General features: G+C 66.6%; 17 protein-coding genes. 8 read left to right on the top strand and 9 right to left on the bottom strand.

Features of this window, described 5'->3' with window-relative positions; genetic code table 11:
- Positions 1–248: 248 nt before the first annotated feature.
- Positions 249–731, bottom strand: a complete 483-nt coding sequence (locus tag AU192_RS11110) for a hypothetical protein (RefSeq protein ID WP_064396020.1) — start codon at positions 729–731, stop codon at positions 249–251.
- Positions 732–778: 47 nt separating this feature from the next.
- On the opposite strand from AU192_RS11110, the gene AU192_RS11105 reads away from it, so the two are divergent.
- On the top strand, positions 779–1450 hold the full coding sequence (locus AU192_RS11105; RefSeq protein ID WP_064396017.1) for a phosphatase PAP2 family protein: 672 nt from the start codon (positions 779–781) through the stop codon (positions 1448–1450).
- Here the strand turns inward: AU192_RS11105 and AU192_RS11100 are convergent.
- Complete coding sequence (locus AU192_RS11100) at positions 1404–2897, bottom strand: bifunctional phosphatase PAP2/diacylglycerol kinase family protein (RefSeq protein WP_064396015.1); 1494 nt, start codon at positions 2895–2897, stop codon at positions 1404–1406. The genes AU192_RS11105 and AU192_RS11100 overlap by 47 nt on opposite strands.
- Before the next feature lie 57 nt (positions 2898–2954).
- On the opposite strand from AU192_RS11100, the gene AU192_RS11095 reads away from it, so the two are divergent.
- From AU192_RS11095 to AU192_RS11085, 3 genes are read left to right on the top strand one after another with little or no spacing between them, the layout of a single operon-like run.
- Positions 2955–3539 (top strand): ArsR/SmtB family transcription factor, encoded by a 585-nt coding sequence (locus tag AU192_RS11095; protein WP_064396014.1) that lies wholly within the window; start codon positions 2955–2957, stop codon positions 3537–3539.
- Between the two features lies 1 nt (position 3540).
- Positions 3541–4368 carry an SRPBCC family protein gene (locus AU192_RS11090; protein ID WP_207544933.1) on the top strand — a complete coding sequence of 276 codons (828 nt, stop codon included), beginning with the start codon at positions 3541–3543 and terminating at the stop codon, positions 4366–4368.
- A gap of 9 nt (positions 4369–4377) precedes the next feature.
- Positions 4378–5031 (top strand): L,D-transpeptidase family protein, encoded by a 654-nt coding sequence (locus AU192_RS11085; RefSeq protein ID WP_064396109.1) that lies wholly within the window; start codon positions 4378–4380, stop codon positions 5029–5031.
- A 1-nt stretch (position 5032) separates the two neighbouring features.
- Here AU192_RS11085 and AU192_RS11080 read toward each other — a convergent pair whose 3' ends face one another.
- Positions 5033–5491 (bottom strand): nuclear transport factor 2 family protein, encoded by a 459-nt coding sequence (locus tag AU192_RS11080; protein ID WP_064396012.1) that lies wholly within the window; start codon positions 5489–5491, stop codon positions 5033–5035.
- Between the two features lie 46 nt (positions 5492–5537).
- Between AU192_RS11080 and AU192_RS11075 the strand changes: the two genes are divergently transcribed.
- Complete coding sequence (locus AU192_RS11075; RefSeq protein ID WP_120275588.1) at positions 5538–6299, top strand: DUF3159 domain-containing protein; 762 nt, start codon at positions 5538–5540, stop codon at positions 6297–6299.
- Here the strand turns inward: AU192_RS11075 and AU192_RS11070 are convergent.
- Positions 6283–7788 (bottom strand): FAD-dependent oxidoreductase, encoded by a 1506-nt coding sequence (locus tag AU192_RS11070; RefSeq protein ID WP_064396011.1) that lies wholly within the window; start codon positions 7786–7788, stop codon positions 6283–6285. The genes AU192_RS11075 and AU192_RS11070 overlap by 17 nt on opposite strands.
- A gap of 110 nt (positions 7789–7898) precedes the next feature.
- On the opposite strand from AU192_RS11070, the gene AU192_RS11065 reads away from it, so the two are divergent.
- On the top strand, positions 7899–9512 hold the full coding sequence (locus AU192_RS11065; protein WP_064396010.1) for an Hsp70 family protein: 1614 nt from the start codon (positions 7899–7901) through the stop codon (positions 9510–9512).
- A 3-nt stretch (positions 9513–9515) separates the two neighbouring features.
- Here the strand turns inward: AU192_RS11065 and AU192_RS11060 are convergent, their stop codons facing one another.
- From AU192_RS11060 to AU192_RS11050, 3 genes are all read right to left on the bottom strand, one after another.
- A complete protein-coding gene (locus AU192_RS11060; protein ID WP_064396007.1) occupies positions 9516–9959 on the bottom strand; it encodes a cupin domain-containing protein in 444 nt (147 codons plus the stop codon).
- Between the two features lie 24 nt (positions 9960–9983).
- The gene (locus tag AU192_RS11055; RefSeq protein WP_207544932.1) at positions 9984–11126 is read right to left on the bottom strand and encodes a DUF7159 family protein; all 1143 of its coding nucleotides are present in this window, start codon (positions 11124–11126) and stop codon (positions 9984–9986) included.
- A gap of 94 nt (positions 11127–11220) precedes the next feature.
- Positions 11221–11991 (bottom strand): SDR family NAD(P)-dependent oxidoreductase, encoded by a 771-nt coding sequence (locus tag AU192_RS11050; RefSeq protein ID WP_064396005.1) that lies wholly within the window; start codon positions 11989–11991, stop codon positions 11221–11223.
- Positions 11992–12079: 88 nt separating this feature from the next.
- Between AU192_RS11050 and AU192_RS11045 the strand changes: the two genes are divergently transcribed.
- Together AU192_RS11045 and AU192_RS11040 are read left to right on the top strand one after the other, a co-directional pair.
- Positions 12080–12748 carry a VldE C-terminal domain-containing protein gene (locus AU192_RS11045; RefSeq protein WP_207544931.1) on the top strand — a complete coding sequence of 223 codons (669 nt, stop codon included), beginning with the start codon at positions 12080–12082 and terminating at the stop codon, positions 12746–12748.
- Between the two features lie 506 nt (positions 12749–13254).
- Positions 13255–14121, top strand: a complete 867-nt coding sequence (locus AU192_RS11040) for a cyclopropane mycolic acid synthase family methyltransferase (protein ID WP_064396001.1) — start codon at positions 13255–13257, stop codon at positions 14119–14121.
- Between the two features lie 73 nt (positions 14122–14194).
- Here AU192_RS11040 and AU192_RS11035 read toward each other — a convergent pair whose 3' ends face one another.
- Together AU192_RS11035 and AU192_RS11030 are read right to left on the bottom strand one after the other, a co-directional pair.
- Positions 14195–14614: a hypothetical protein gene (locus AU192_RS11035; RefSeq protein WP_064395999.1), complete on the bottom strand. Its 420-nt coding sequence runs from the start codon at positions 14612–14614 to the stop codon at positions 14195–14197.
- A gap of 111 nt (positions 14615–14725) precedes the next feature.
- Complete coding sequence (locus AU192_RS11030) at positions 14726–16021, bottom strand: ICP22 family protein (protein WP_064395997.1); 1296 nt, start codon at positions 16019–16021, stop codon at positions 14726–14728.
- Between the last annotated feature and the right edge of the window lie 381 nt (positions 16022–16402).

Here is a 16402-nt window from a genome sequence, read left to right as displayed (position 1 = left end):
TCCGCCAGTCGCTGCCACCAGCTGCTGAAGACCTTCGCCGGCTGGCGCGATACCCAATACCCCGGCAGCCGAATCGAGTGGACCTCCCGACACGGCCAGACCTACACCACCCACCCCCGCAGCCGAGTGCTGTTCCCCCATCTGCGCCACCGACGAGGCGCGCACCCTGAAAATGCCGCGCCGCAAACAAACCCGCACCCAAGCCCGCGACAAAGCCATCACCGACGAACGCCTAGCCGAACGGCTCTCTAGGGGTGGTACGGCACTCCTACGGCGCGGAACACGTATTCCGGCGGGACATCGAAGGACAGCGATCGCCGGGGGAGGCGCAAGAGAACGTCCTCGGGAATGGAGACCTTGTAATGCATCGAAAGTTCGCCGCTGAAGCGCGAATCGACGGCAGCGATGTCGACGTTGAGATGCATGCCGGTGGTGGCGAGCTCGGCGGTGACGGTCCCGGACTGCGGGCCGTTCCAACGCTGGTCGATGGTGCGGCCCGCCAGTTTCGGCACCGTCGACATCGTGGCGAGGACGCGCTGGTTGGTCAGGGCGAGCGATCCCGCGTAACTCGTGACGTTCCCCTTCGCGCGCCGTCCCGGGATCTTGCCGCTGAAGCGTCGGGTGACCGCGATGTACTCGGCGAGGAAGAGCACACCCTCGGTTTCCACCTCGGCCCGCATATCGTCGGGTAGACCGCCGATACGGAACAGCTTGCGCAGGAACACCGCCATGAGCAGCCACCCTAACGGCCCGATGACCCACGTGGTAGAGGTGGACGATGGCATCACACACACCGCGGCTGGTGGTATCGGCACTGGCCGCGCTCACGGTGTATGCCCTGCTGTGGATCGGTGTCGCACAGCAGTGGACGTGGTTGGCCGACATCGATTTCGCAGCGCTCGACGCCTTCTACCCGATCGGCGCAGACCATCCGGGATGGGTGCTCGGATGGGATATTTTCTGCCTCGCTCTGGGGCCGGGCATGTTCCGCGTGGTGACCATTGCTCTCATCGTCGTCGCGTTCGTGCGCCGCCGGATTCGCACCGCGATATTCCTGATCGTCACCGTTGAACTGGCCGGACTCGTCACCGAGATCGCGAAGGGAGCCGCCGACCGCCCCCGCCCGGACACCGCGTTCGTCACCGCGCTGGGAACATCGTTTCCCTCCGGCCACGCCCTCGGGGTGCTCGTCGCGGTCTTCGCCCTGCTGACCGTCGCTCTGCCCGCCGTGCGTCCGGCCGCACGCGCTTGGCTCATCGCCGCGGGCATCGCCATCGTCACCCTCATCGGCATCGGCCGTGTGGTGCTCAACGTCCACCACCCGACCGACGTCCTGGCCGGATGGGCTTTGGGCTACGCCTATTTCGTGCTGTGCCTCCTGCTCGTGCGGCCGTCGCGGCCGATCACGGAAGCGGACGAAACACCGGAAGCGCCCGGTATCGCACACTGAAGCTGGCGGTTTCGCACTCGGTTCCGATCTCACCGTCGTGCGCCAACAGCGTCGGACCGTCGACTGCGGTGAACTCGAACTCCGGTACTCGCATCTCGTGATAGAACGGGCTGCGTACCAGCCGGCCGAGCGCGACGTCGACCAGGATGCGCAGCTTGCTGAACCGGTGACCGGTCTCGAGGATCCGGACGTCCATCAGCCCGTCGTCCATCCGGTCCCGCCGCGACGGCGCGAATCCTGAAGGCAGATAAGCCGAATTGCCGAGGAAGAACAGAAACGTCTGCAACGTCTTGTTGTCGTAACGGATGCGGACCGGATCCTCGTGCCGCAACGTGTGATACATCGCGTAGAGCCCGGCCAGCGGCTTGCCGATCTTGCGCTCGTACTTCTCTCGCGTGCGCACGAACGCCGGATACGCCCCGATACTCGCGGTGTTGACCACCATCTGCTTCTCGTTCAAACACACCATGTCGACGCACGCGACGCTGCCTTGCCGGATCGCGTCGACGGTCTTTCCCACAGTGTCGCAACCGATGTCCTTCGCGAAGTGGTTGAACGTTCCCCCGGGGAACACCGCCAGCGGCACGCCCGCCTCGATGGCGGCCGCCGCGGCGCACGACACCGTTCCATCTCCGCCGCCGATCGCCAGAACCTCGGCGCGCTGAGCCGCCGAGCGCAACGCGGCGTCGAAGTCATCGTCATCGGAGAGCTCGACTATCTCCGCGCGCGGCAACGCATCTCGAACCTCTTCGACGATGTCTGCCCCGGTCCCGCTGCCCGATGCCGGATTGACGACCAGCACCACACCGGCCCCCTCCGGACGTGGCGGGGTCTCCACGCGCAGCGGGTCGGCTGTCGGAAGCCTCGTCGGCACCGCTGGAGGCACCACCCGCCCGCCCAGCACCGCGATCGCCGCGCCTAGGCCGAATCCGGCGATCACGTCCCCGGGGTAATGCGCGCCGACGGCGACGCGTGACAACCCGACGAGCCCCGCCAGCAGCGCCAGGGGGAGCCCGAGCGACGCGCTCTCCAGTCCGACAGCGACCGCGAAGGCGGCGGCGCTGGCGGAGTGCCCGGACGGAAGCGAGTTGGACGTGGGGCGACGCCGCGTGCGGCGCACCAGTGGGACGGAATCGAACAGCGGGCGCGGCCGTCGCCGGATGCGCTTGGCGCCCTGGTTGGTGATCAAGCTCGTCGCCGCGAGCGTGAGCACCCCGCGCACCGCGCCACGCCGCGCGCTCGGGTTGCCCGTGGCAGCCAGGGCAGCCGCGATCGCGAACCACAGTTTGGAGTGGTCGGCCGCGCGGGTCAGCGGCGGCATCACGGTGTCGAGCAGCGGGGTCGGTGACTCGGCGATCGCCTCGAAGATCTCTCGGTCGAGCGCGCCGAGACCGTGAGTGATTCGCCGTAGACCTGCGGGTCGGCCGACCACCTGCGCAACATCCATCTCCCCAACGTATCCACGACCATTGACAAATAATCTTGTCAAGCGCATCGTGGCGTCATGCTCGACGTGGAAGTGATCGACGATCCCGCGGCCGCGGTCAGTGCGCTGGACCCGATCCGCGGCCGACTGCTCGCCGAGCTCACCGAACCGGCCTCCGCGGCGGCGCTCGCCACGCGGGTCGGGATATCGAGGCAGAAGGTGAACTATCACCTGCGCGCACTCGAGGAGCACCGGCTCGTCGCCGAAGCCGGCGAACGCCGGTGGGGTGGCCTGCGCGAGCGCTTGCTGGTCGCGACCGCCGCGTCCTACGTCGTGTCGCCAGGCGCGATGGGACCCGTCGCCGCCGACCCCGGCCGCACCAACGACCGTCTGTCTGCCAGCTACTTGATCGCCCTGGCCGCCCGCGCTGTTCGGGAGGTGGGTGAGCTCTGGGCGGTCGCACGTGAGAAGAACAAGCGGCTGGCAACCTTGTCGATCGACACCGCGGTCCACTTCCGCTCACCGTCCGACCGGGCGGAGTTCACCCGCGAGCTCTCCGACGCGATCACCTCGCTGGTCGCGCGCTATCACGACGTATCTGATCCGCGGGCGCGCGGCTACCGGTTGCTGGTCGCCGCCTATCCCGCCCCGCAGGAGGACTGAAATGGTTTTGTACAGAGACGATTCCGGTATGCGTCGGGTAGCGTTGGAAGTGCTCGTGCCCGGAACGCCGGAGCAGGTCTGGCATGCCATTGCCACCGGCGCCGGCATGGGTGCCTGGTTCACGCCGACGACGGTCGAGGAACACGTCGGCGGCGCCATCAGATTCGACTTCGGCGACGAGAGCTGCGGTACGGAGGCCTCGGGCGGGAAGGTGACCGCCTGGGAGCCTCCACATCGCTTCGCTTACGAGGAGCACGACTGGAGCGGCGACGCGCCGCCGCTTGCCACCGAAGTGACGGTCACCAGCCGCTCCGGGGACCGCTGCGTCGTCCGGATGGTGCACAGCCTGTTCACCGATCGAGACGACTGGGACGACGAGATGGAGAGCTTCGAATCCGGTTGGCCAGGCGCCTTCGAAGTGCTCAAAATCTACCTCTCGGATTTCGCGGGCGTGCCAGCGTCGAGTGTCCGGGTCATGTCGGTTCATTCGGGTGGCGAGTCGCAGGCGTGGACGAAACTCACAGGGGCGCTGAACCTCGCGGGCGTGAACGTCGGCGAACATCGTGAATCTCCGCTCGACGCGCCACGTCTCGCCGGTGTTGTCCAACGCGTACACCAGGACAACACCGTTCGTGACCTGATATTGCGCATCGACGAACCCGGGCGAGGCGTCGCGGTTCTCGGCACCTGCACGCTGGCCGGGCAGACGAGCGCCATGGCCAGCATCTTCCTCTACGGCGACGACGCCGCCGCGATCGCAAAGAAAGAACACGACAAATGGTCGTCGTGGCTGCGTGGCTTACTCGAAGGGCGGGACACCGCGACTTAGCATGTGTCGGTGCGCCGACTGCTGACCCTGTTCTGCGTGAGCCTGCTGGCCCTTGCGGCGGCGCCCCTTGGCCGGGCGCAGACGGTGCCGTGGTTCGCGAAATCGGTGGGTTCGGCCACCCAGGTGATTTCCGTTGTCGGCGTGGGTGGTTCGAAAGCCAAGATGGATGTCTATCAGCGGACCGGTGCGGGTTGGCAGCCGGTCGCCGCGGGCATACCGGCCTGGATCGGCGCCAACGGCCTGACTCCGCAGAGCCATGACGGCGAAATGAAAACGCCGATGGGCGTTTTCACGCTGGACTTCGCCTTCGGCACCGCACCCAACCCCGGCGGAGGTCTGCCGTACGTGCAGGTCGGGCCGGACCACTGGTGGGACGGTGACATGAAGAGCCCGACCTACAACACCATGCAGGTCTGCAAGAAGGCGCAGTGCCCGTTCGACACCGACCCCGCCAGCGGCACCGAGAACCTCCAGATCCCTCAGTATGTGCACGCGGTCGTCATGGGGGTCAACAAGGCGCGGGTACCTGGCAATGGAGGCGCGTTCTTCCTGCACGCCACCGACGGCGGGCCGACGGCCGGATGCGTGGCGATCGACGACGGCAAGCTGGTCGAGATCATGCGGTGGCTTCGGCCGGGGGCGCTGATCGCGATTGCCCAGTGAGTCAGATGTTCAGTGCACGACCGGGTTTCACCTTGAAGTTCAGCGCCTCGAGTGACATCGACGCGTCGTAAGTGCGGTCGTACCCTGTCTCGCTGATCCGCCACCCGTCGCTCGTGCGCCGGTACCGGTCGTGGTAGAAACCCGCACCGATCAACATGAAATTGAAGTCCGGCGCGATCACCCGGTCCTGCAGGTACCACGTGCCCGTCGCTTCGTCGCCGTCGACGGTGATCTCGGGATGGGTGACGCGATGTTCGGTGATGATCTCGGGGCCCAGGGAGTTCCGCATGAACGTGACCAACTCGTCGCGGTTGGTGAAGTGATGCTCCTCGCCGATCGATTCGCCGTACTTGCCGACCACATCCTCGGTGAGGGTGTCGGCGAACTCGTCCCAGTGTTTGGTATCAAGTGCGCGCAGGTAGCGGTACTTCACTTGCTGGATCTCGTCGATGTCACCCATGCCCGACATTGCAGCACAACCGCCCCGGAACGCGTACATTCCGCTCATGAAATTTCTTGACGCCTACGTCCGCTCTCCGTTCGCGGGGCTGGCGCCGTGGATCCTCATGGCGGTCGTGGCAGGTCCCGGCCGGTTCGAGGAGGCTGCCTCGTCGGCGCTCGGCCTCAGCTTGCTGACGCTGTGGGTCGGCACGCGCCGCGGCGTGCCGGTCCATTCCCTCGAGGCGCTGACCATCGCTTATTTCGGTGTGCTCGCCGTGCTCGGGCTGCTCGCGCCGGATGGGGTGATCGACTGGCTACAGCTGTGGGCCGGCGAACTCAGCAACATCGTGCTGGCGGTATTCGCCGTCGGCACGCTGATCGTGCGCCGCCCCTTCACCATGGCCTACGCGAAGGACACGACACCTCGTGAGCATTGGGACACCGCACCGTTCCGGCGTATCAACTTCGCGATCACCGGCGCATGGGCCGCAGCGTTCGTGGTGTCGGCGATCTCGGGTGGGATCGGTGATGCCGTCCTGGGTGACAACGACAACTTCTGGACCGCTTGGATCATCCCCATCGGGGCACTTGTCTTCGCCGCGTCGTTCACCGAGTTCTATCCCGACTACGCGACCGGAGAGTCGAACTCGTGGTCGGGTGCCATCGACTGGCTGCCACCGTTTCTCACCGTCACCGGAATCGTCGGCTGGGTGTCGGACTCGACGTCCGACACCGTCGCGATCGCGCTGATTGCGGTCGGTATCGTCGGGTCGATCGCTGTTCGGCGCCTATTGCCGGAGAAGCCGATATCTACTGCGCCGCAGTGAGATTACGGGTTGCGGGCCCCTCGAGCAGGGTTCCGTCGGGTGCGAAGCGTGAGCCGTGCAGCGGGCACTCCCACGATTCGTCGGCATCGTTCCAGTTGACGATGCCGCCAAGGTGTGGGCACACCGGCGACACGCGGTACTCGCGGCCGTCGACCACGCTTCGCGCCTCCAGGTCCCATGGCGGGCCGCTGACCACGCCGCCCTCCTCTGGGGTGCGGTTGAGGATCCTGGTGACCGGAGTGATCCACCCGCGCGTCAGATAGAGCGCCACTTGCGCGTTGGTCTGCATCGCCTTGGGGATGCCCGACAACTCGTGCGGACTCCAGCTGTCGAAGGCCTGCGCCCAGTCCATCCGGCCCCCGAGGATGCGGCTCGACAGCGCCAGTGCGGCAGCGGTTCCGTTGGTCATACCCCACTTGTCGAAACCCGTTGCCACGAAGATCTTGTCGTTGCCGGGCAGGATCGGGCCCACGTAGGGCAATTCGTCGATGGGTGAGTAGTCCTGTGCGGACCAGTAATGGGTCTGCATCGCGCCGGGGAAGTGCAGCTTCGTCCACTGGTCGAGCTCCTGCACCGACGAGGCCGGGCTCTTCTCGTGGCCGACGGGATGCCCCGCCCCACCGGCGATCAACCGATCGCCGTCCGGCGTCGGCGCATAACGCAGCGACCTGGTCGGCGAATCGGCCGAGATGTACATGCCCCGTGTGATGTTGCCGGGCACCTTGTAGGCCATGCAGTAGGAGCGTTGCGGTTTGAGGCGAGCGAAGAAGCCGCCACGGTCCAGGATGGGGATGCCCGTCGCGAGGACACATTGCTTGGCGTGCACGTCGAATTCGTCACCTGCGGTGGTGCGCATATTCAGGGCCAGTTTGTCGCCCTCGTTCGAAACCTTCTGCACCCGAACGCCTTGCGCCAGCCGTCCGCCCCGTTCGTCGAGCTCAACGACCAGGCTGTCGAGCAACGGCATCGGGTCGAACTGTGCCTGGTCGGCCAACCGGACAGCACCGTGGAACGGGAACGGCACGTCGGCGTCGTCGACCCAGTCGACATCCAGGCCCGCGGCCTCGCACGCCTCGAGCTCCTGGCGCACAGAGGACACACCCTTCTCGGATTGTGCATAGGTGTAGGCGTCCTCGCGTTGCACCGACAGCCCGTGCGCCTCACAGTGCTGGACCAGCCACTCCAGGCCCTCGCGGTTGCCCTCGACGTACTGCTTGGCGGTGCCGGCACCGTGTTTGGAGACGATCTTCGACAGTTTGGTGCTCTGCAGCAGGCTGATTTTGGCGGTGGTGTTACCGGTGGCGCCGGCCCCGACGCGTTGTGCTTCGAGCACCAACACATCCTTGCCGGCCCGCGCCAGGAGCACCGCGGTGATGAGGCCGGTGATGCCTGCGCCGACCACGACGACGTCGGCCGACCGGTCCGATTCGACCAGCGGGTCGGGCGGTACCGGCCGCTCGACGCGGTTTGCTAGCCACAGAGATGTCATGGCATTGCAGGTACCCGTTTGGCTCACCCCAAAACCGTGGCGGCCGAACGGGGTTCGCACGGAGTGTCTGACCGGTTCCCGGAGGTCGGGGGACTATCGTGTGGTCCGTTATGAGCGACCCGTTGGGGTTGTCGATCGGGACGACGAACTTGGTCGCGGTACGCATCGACAATCGAGCCGATCAGCCCGTGCTCCGTCGTTCGGTATTCACCGTGCCGGACGGCACCTTGATGTCCGGATTCGTCGAGCGGGTCGGCGACGACGTGCCACTGGTCGCCGCCGACGGATCGTCACACTCGGCCGACCGGCTGTTGGTCGCCGCGCTCGCCGATCTCGTCGAAGGTAGCGGTGCGTCGCCGTCCGACGTCACGCTCGCCGTCCCCGCGCACTGGGGGCCGGCCACCCTGCGGACTCTGCGCAGCGCGCTGAGGGGCCATCCCGTTTTCGGGGCCGCGGGCGGGACCACCCGACTCGTTTCGGATGCCAAAGCGTCGCTGACCGCGCTACAGATCGATCTCGGAATCCCGACACAGGGTGTGGTGGCACTGGTGGACTTCGGCGGGGGCGCGACCGGCATCACGCTGGCCGATGCGGGCGACGCGTTCGAACCGATCGACGAGACGACTCGTCATACGGAGTTCTCCGGTGACCTTGTCGATCAGGCGCTGCTCAGCCACGTCCTGGCAGGGCTGCCTTCGGGCGGAGACGACCCCACGAGCACGGCCGCCGTGGGGGCGCTGTCGCTCCTGCGGGAAGAGTGCCGCAACGCCAAGGAACGGTTGTCGACGCACGAAGCGACCGACGTCGATGTGCAGTTGCCGAACCATCACTCGGCGGTTCGGGTGACCCGAGACGAGCTCGAGGCATTGGTCGCGACACCGCTCGAAGGTGTCTTGGCCGCGATCGATGACACGTTGCAGCGCAACAGAATTGGCTGGAAAGACGTCGCCGCGCTGATCGTGGTCGGCGGTGGCGCAGGCATGCCGTTGATTCGGCGGCGGCTGGCCGAGCACTCCGGCATGCCGGTGTTCGCCACCGCGCAACCGGGGCTCGACGCCGCCAAGGGTGCCGCGTTGATCGGCGCGTACACTTCGGCCGCCGAGGCGCGCACCGGCTTGGCGCCCGTGATTGCCGCGGACGCCCCGACGGGTCTGGCGCCGGTGCCGCCGACGGAGACCGAGTCGCCGGGGACATCGACGGTCGGCGCGCTGGCCTGGTCGCAGGACGACGCGGCGGACGACCCCGTGCCGTACACCGGCTCGGGTCCCTACGAGACCCCGTATGACTCCGGGCCGATGCGCCCGCCGCCCGTGCAATACGTGGCCGCGACGACGGGGCCGATCGACGAACCCCGGATCTGGCAGCGGCTGCCGGGGGTGGTGATGGGCGTTGCGGCGGCCATCGCGGTGGTCGCCGTCGGCGGGGTGGCGATCGCCCTGACCAGCGCGACCGGCAGTACCGGCGTGACTGAGGCGCCGCGGACCGCGCCGGTTCCGCCGCCGTCGGCACCGCCGCCCGAACCGGCCGCACCCGAGGCGCCGCCGCCTCCCGTCGAGACCGTCACGCTGACCAACGCCCCGCCCCCTCCGCCGGTGACCACCGAAGCGCCGCCGCCTGCGCCTGCTTATGTACCGCCTCCGAAACCGCGGTTACGCGACCGCATCATCGAGCGGATCCCGATCATCAACCGGTTCCACGAGCCGGAGTACACGTACGGACGTTAGGCGCTAGGGGCAGGCGGCCGGTGCGTCGTCCCGCACCGCACGGTCGGCAGGCAACGTGTAGGTGACCGTCGCCTCTGCGTGCTCAAAGCCCTTGTTGGACACCACATGTGGGACGCCGGCAGGGACGAAGATGGCCTGCCCGGCGCCGAAGACCGCAGGTACGCAGCCGCCGGCCGTCTGCAGACTCACCTCGCCGCCGTTGATCACCGAGTACTCCGGGCCCGGGTGGGTGTGCCAGCCGCTGCTCGACTCCGGTGCGAGCACGAGGTTCTGCACGTAGAGGGTGGTCGGCTGGCCCACGGAGACGATTGCGATGGGCGCATCCGTCGTGCCCTTCGCCAGGTCGGTGCGCTCGATGTCGCCCTCTGCGGGTGTGGCGGCCGCCGACGGCGCTGCCATCGTCGCCGTGATCATCAGGGCCGCCGCGACGGAATGTAACCGGTTCATCGCCGCATTATCCGACAGCTGGGGCTAGGGCACCGGCTGGTAAGGGTTCTGCGGCACCTGGATCGGAATCGGCACCGGCACGAACGGCACGGTCAGATAGGTCGTCGTCATCGGCGTGGTGGTCGCCGTGGCGGAAGAGATCGTCGTGGTGGGCGCGGTGTACGCCGGGGCGGGTGGTACGTAGGCCGGTGGTTCGTAGACCGGTTCGGCTGGGGGAGCGGCGGGCGGCGGTGGAGGGGCGGCCACCGCGATGGTCTGCGCGACGACCGGCTTCGCTTCGGCGGGCGTCGTGACCTTCTTGCTGTGGATCTCGTTCTCGATGGGCCGCGGCGCCTCGTCCGCGACGGCCACGGCTTCCTCGTCGGCGGCGTGCCTGTCCTGGCGCGTGGACGCGCTGTCGCCCGTCAGGGTCAGGCCGACTGCTGTCGAGGTCGACACCACGAACGTCACCACGGCGGCGGCGAGAACCGATGCCAACGCCCCGACCCGCGACGGTGCTTTGGTCGCCGGGGCGTCCAGCCTGTTCACCGCACGCGCGGACGCCAGCGCCGCTCCGCGTGCCAACGCCAGGTCGGCTTCGGCGGCGGAGTACACCGGGGAATCCGTCACGTCGCCGAGCGTGGAGGTGATCAGCTCGACATCACGGGCCGACCCGACCACGAAAATGGCCTGCGGCCGCCATTCGTTGAGCTCGAGCATCGCGATCACGCTGCTGGGAAGCTCGACGACGTCCGCGCCGTCAAGAGGTCGTGCGATGCGGTCGACGGTCACGCCGTCGCGGTCGACCATCGCGACCACCGCGGCGTCGGGTTCCACGATGCACACCGCGACGTCGTCGTAGTCGGCGATCTCGGCGATGCCCGCCGCAAGTACATCGCCCGCTTCCAATTCGGAGACCGCGATCGCGTTGCCGTATCCGCGGGCGGCAAGTGCGTCGAGCACATCGGACGCCACGGCTTCGGCCTCGTTGGTCCAGGTGACACCGATGGAGTGGATCGAGCCGTCGGCGACATCGGCGAGCGCCACGTTGAGCAGATCGTCGGGATCGACCTCCGCGTCGAGGTCGAACGATCCGCGGTCGACGGTGGCTCCTTCGCCGGTGGTGCCTTCGACGAGCACCCACCGAACCGTGCTGGACGTCATCGACAGGCCGAGCACGAGGTCCATATCGTGTCCCCGTTCTTGCGGTGAATCAGGCTCTGAGGCTACTCCGCCCGCAGGTGGCATTACCCAATCAGTCCGTCCCCGAACAACCGAGGATCTACGGGCGGAACGTCACACCGCCGTCGACGCTGATCGTCTGCGCGGTGATGAAGCTGCCGTCGTCGGAGAGCAGTAGCGCGGCTAATGCGGCGACGTCGTTCGGCGTCCCGAACCGGGACTTGATCATCTGCCGTGCGCGGGCCTGTTCGACGACGCCGTCGGGCATCGGCTGCTCGTCGAACTTGTAGTGCCAGATCAACCCGGGCGCGATCGCATTGCATCGGATGCCCTTGGGTCCGTACCGACGCGCGATGTGTCGCATCAGCGCCAACTCGGCCGCCTTGCTCATGGCGTACGACACACGGGTGCCTGCGCCGTTATAGGCGTCGATGGAAGCGGTGAAGACGAGCGAACCGCCGCCGCTGTCGACCATCGCGGGGATGGCGTGCTTGGCGCAGATCACGAACCCGCGGGTGTTGACGCGCATCACCTCGTCGAACGCTTCGAGCGGAAGCTCGACGACCCCACCGGGCAGATAGGCGTCCGCGGCATTGGTGAAGTTCACATGCATGCCGTCGAGGCGACCGAAGGTGTCGACAGCCAGTGCGACCGCCGCGATGACGGACTGCTCATCGGAGCCGTCGAGATGCGTGCCGCGGCTCCGCTCTCCCGCCGGGTCGATCTCGTCGGTGACGTGTTTTACCAGCTCAGCGTTGATATCGCCGAGCACCAGACGGGCTCCCTCGTCGGTGAACCTGCGCGCCAGCCCGTTTCCGATGCCGCCGAGGCCGGCGATGATGATGACCTTTTCTTCGAGCAGTCCCGCCACGCTTGGAGATGATCCACCCTGGTCGAGCGCCGGCCCAGTGGATCGTCCCGGATTGCGGCAAATGTAACGATTTGGTATACAACCCTGCGTGGGTCGGCACTCCGTAGCCAAGAAGCGGCGCACGTCACCAATGGGCGTGGCCGCAGTGCTCGGCCCGGCCGCCGTCTTCTTCGCGGTCGGGGGAGACGTCCACCTTCAAGCTCGTCCGGCGCCCGAGAGCAAGCCCGTCGTCGAAGAGGTTGCCGACAGCCAACCGTGCTGTTTGGAGATCGTTGCGGCCCCGCCGATAGCACCCGCGGCCGCCATCGGTCACGTCAGTCCCGGCATTGCGCCCGACGCCATGGTTGCGGCGGCGCGCTACCGCACCGTCGATCGATCTCTGCCGGTCGGCATCGCACCCGAGGGCGGTCTGCAGGTGAAGACGATCCTGGCGTCGCGGGCAATCAGCGAGGCCTTCCCCGAGATCAGCAATATCGGTGGCGTGCGACCCGATTCGCTGAGATGGCATCCCAACGGCCTGGCGCTCGACGTGATGATCCCCAATCCCGGCAGCGCCGAGGGGATCGCCCTCGGCGACGAGATCGTCTCCTACGTTCTGCGCAACGCGAAGCGCTTCGGGTTGCAGGATGCGATCTGGCGCGGTGTCTACTACACGCCAGATGGCGCACAGCGAGGCGGCTACGGCCATTACGACCATGTGCACATCACGACCCGCGGCGGCGGTTACCCGACCGGGGACGAAACCTACCTGCGCTGAAGGGTGTCGCTGCCTATCGTCACGTCAGTGATGCCCGCCGTCGGGCTGTTGGCTGTCAACCGGTGCCGGAGCGGCGTCGGGTGCGGCAGGGGCGGTGGGCGCCGGAACGCACGTCGGAGTGCCATCGACAATGGATTCACTTCCGCTGCATGCCGGTTCGCCGACCGACTGTGCAGGCGCATCGCTCAGCGCAATGACAACGGGAACCGCGGCGAGCGCGCATCCGAGAATCACCGCACCGGCGCATCGGCTAATAGGTTTTGAGAGTTCGGACATCAGGCACCTCCTTCGACAGCCTCGGCAGGAAACCTTGGCTAATTCGAGGCGCTCACTGCGAGGCTGAGGCGAGACTATCGCCAATGTGCCGATGAATTCATGGAATTGACGCGCACGCGTGAACAAAGCATGACGGACCTTGTGCTGAGCTTGGTCCAGGAGTTTCATTGGATTTCATCCGGGAAGTCCCCAGCGAATCCAGCTCGCCCCCGGAGAGGCGGATACCGGCTATGGCTGAGAACCTCACACCGCACTTCGAAGAGGTGCAGGCCCACTACGACCTGTCCGACGACTTCTTTCGACTCTTCCTCGATCCCACCATGACTTACAGCTGCGCGTACTTCGACCGCCAGCGCGACATTCCACTCGAGCAGGCACAGCTCGCGAAAATGGACCTGTCCCTCGGCAAGTTGGGTCTGAGGCCGGGGATGACGCTGTTGGACGTCGGCTGCGGGTGGGGGAGCACGATGCGTCGGGCCATCGAGAAGTACGACGTGAATGTGGTCGGCCTGACGTTGTCGGCCCATCAGGCCGCGCACGTGCAGAATATGTTCGACGCACTGGACACCGAGCGCACCACGCGGGTGTTGCTGCACGGTTGGGAGGAGTTCGACGAGCCCGTCGACAGGATCGTCTCCATCGGGGCCTTCGAACATTTCGGGTACGACCGCTACGACGACTTCTTCGCCATGGCCCACCGCGTCATGCCCGATGACGGGGTGATGCTGCTGCACACGATCACCATGTTGACCGCTGAGCAGATCGTCGAACACGGGCTGTCGCTGTCCGACGAGCAGGCGAGCTTCAACGAGTTCATCGGCAGGGAGATATTCCCGGGCGGCCAGCTGCCCGCGATCGAAATGGTGGAGTTCCACGCCGCGAAAATGGGCTTCACCGTGACTCGCAGGCAATCGCTGCAACTGCACTACGCCAGGACCCTTGACCACTGGGCCACGGCGCTTGAGGCGCACCACACTGAAGCCGTCGAGATCCAGTCCGAAGAGGTCTATCAGCGATACATGCGGTATCTCACAGGCTGTGCCAAGGCTTTTCGAGACGGCTATATCGACGTCAACCAGTTCACCATGAAGAAGTAAGGGAGCCGATTCCCGCCGCCCCTCCGGACGGCAGCGTGAAAGTGCTTGCCGTGCAGCTACTTCAAGCTGTGGGTCAGCCGACTTTTCGCAGCTGGAACGGGCTTTGAGTCACGACGCCGCCCGCGCAGCCGTAATTGGAGTCCGAGGAGAGCACGCCACCGAGCGTTGTGGGATCGACCGACATCGACACCACGGCCGGTTCGTAGCTGCCGTCTTCGCAGGTGAGACCGCCGGGCTTGGAGACGGTGAAGTTCCAGCGGCCGCCGGAGAACGTGGCAGGTGTGCGCCATCCCTGGTTACTCGCGACCGTGCCGGTACAACCGGCAGGACCGCAGCTGGTCGCGAAGGTCAACACCAGAATGGAGTCGCCGTCCACTTCGGTGTAGGACCCGTTGAGCAGCGGAGGATCGGCGGACGCCGTCCCGGCGAGTGCAACGCATGCGATAGCCGGTAGGGCGACCGCGATTGCCAACGTGTGCAAGGCCTTTGTCATAGTGACTCAGGAATCTACGGTTCCGTCAGGCCATTTCACGGTGACGGGACACGGTAATACCCGGTTGTGTCCGTCATGTCGCTGAATCGAGACCTTCGACGCGTTCGGCCGTTACGGCGCCGGCTTGCGCCGACGGCCTGACAGGAGGAAGTACACCACCGCGCCGATCGCCAGCGCGCCGGCGATGGCCGCGCCGATGGCCACCGGCTTCACCCACCTATCTTGGGCCGGCGCCGCAGTTTCGTTGTTGGTCAACTGAACCTGGTACCCGGGGAGGGGGCCTTGTGACGGCGCGACCAGTCCCGGTAGTTGCTGCGTGCTGGTGATCTCGAACAAGCGCTCACCGCCTCCGGTCTTGGTCCAGCGCCCCCACGCGGTGGTCTCCTCGTCGAGTAGCACGCGGTGGCCACCGACCGACGGATCATCGCCGAGATCGGCCAGCGTCTTGACCCGGAACGGCTTCGACTCTCCGTCCTTGTACTTGAGCTGCACGAGCACGTTCTTGAAGGTCGTCGGCGGCTTGGGTTTTGGCGGGGGCGGCTGACCGGGGGCCGGCTGATAGCCGCCACCGGAAAAGCTTCCAGTGGACACCGTGACCGGCTTGCCGGAGGGATCCCGGTTCACCGCCGTGAAGCTGTACACGCCGGGATTGGGCACCGTGAGTACGGCGCGACCACTTGGCGGGACGTCGACGACGCGGGTGGTGTTGTTGTACGGGTAGATGATCTGCATCGGCGTTTTGTACGGATTGGTGAAGACGGGCCGGTACCAGCGGTCATAGCCGGTCCACCTCGAATTCCATTGCGTCACCGGGCTGCTCCACGTCGAGGACGTAGTGGAGGTGGTGGTTGTGGTGCTGGTGAACGACTCCAGCGATTCGGTGAGTTCGGTGACCTCCGTCTCCGACGCGGACTCCGACTCGACGTCCACCGCATCGGCGCCGTGAGCCTCGTCGAAGTCCCCCTGCGACACCTCGGCGATGTCGGGGTCGGCGGTGTCGGCATCGATGGCCGGGTCGGCGATGTTCGTGTCCGGGTCGCCCGGATCGCCCGGATCACCCGGCGCCTCGCCCGGTTCCGGCTCGTCGGGTGCTTCGGCCGGCCCCGGTTCGTCGGTTGCTTCGGCCGGCCCCGGTTCGTCGGGCGCCTCGGGTGCGGGTTCCTCTACGGGCGCCGGTGCCTCCGGTTCGGGAGCCTCGTCGACCGGCTCGCCTGGGTCCACCGGGGCCGGTTCTTCGACAGGTTCGGCGTAGGAGCCGGAGTCATCGACGATCTCAGGGGAGTCGCCATCGTCGTACGGATCGGCCAAAGCGGGCGGTACGGCACCCAGCCACATGGCCGTCGTTACTGCGACGGATGACAAGGCGAGGGCACCGCGTCGGTAGCGGGCGCTTCGAGTGTCGGTCACGTGATCTCCCGTCGGGTACCGCCTGGCGCGCGTATTGGTACAGACTTGCGACCTTGGCAGATTCTTCGCGGCCATGGAGGCAAACACGCCGCGGAAGTCCCAGCGGCGCCGCTCTGCAGGCGTTCCCGCTATGCGGCTCTTCGCTTCCTCAGCAGTGCTCGCATCCGCCTCGAAGCCGACGAGGGTCGTGAGGCCCTTTATCCGGGACGAATAAACCCGCCGGCCCTGGTGGGGCCGGCGGGTGGGGGGTGGGGTGGTCAGTGTGCGGTCTTGACCTGGGTCGAGGAGACCGTCATGGGCTGGGTGAAGTACCCCAGGTTTTGTTCCTACTCGGTTGCGAGGGCCGGGGTTGGCTGGCTCGCAGGTTGTGAGGTGCCGGTG

Source organism: Mycobacterium lehmannii, from assembly GCF_001499925.1.
GTDB classification, from domain to species: domain Bacteria; phylum Actinomycetota; class Actinomycetes; order Mycobacteriales; family Mycobacteriaceae; genus Mycobacterium; species Mycobacterium lehmannii.
The sequence above is the reverse complement of the archived record's forward strand: the minus strand, read 5'-3'. Positions and strand labels throughout refer to the sequence as shown.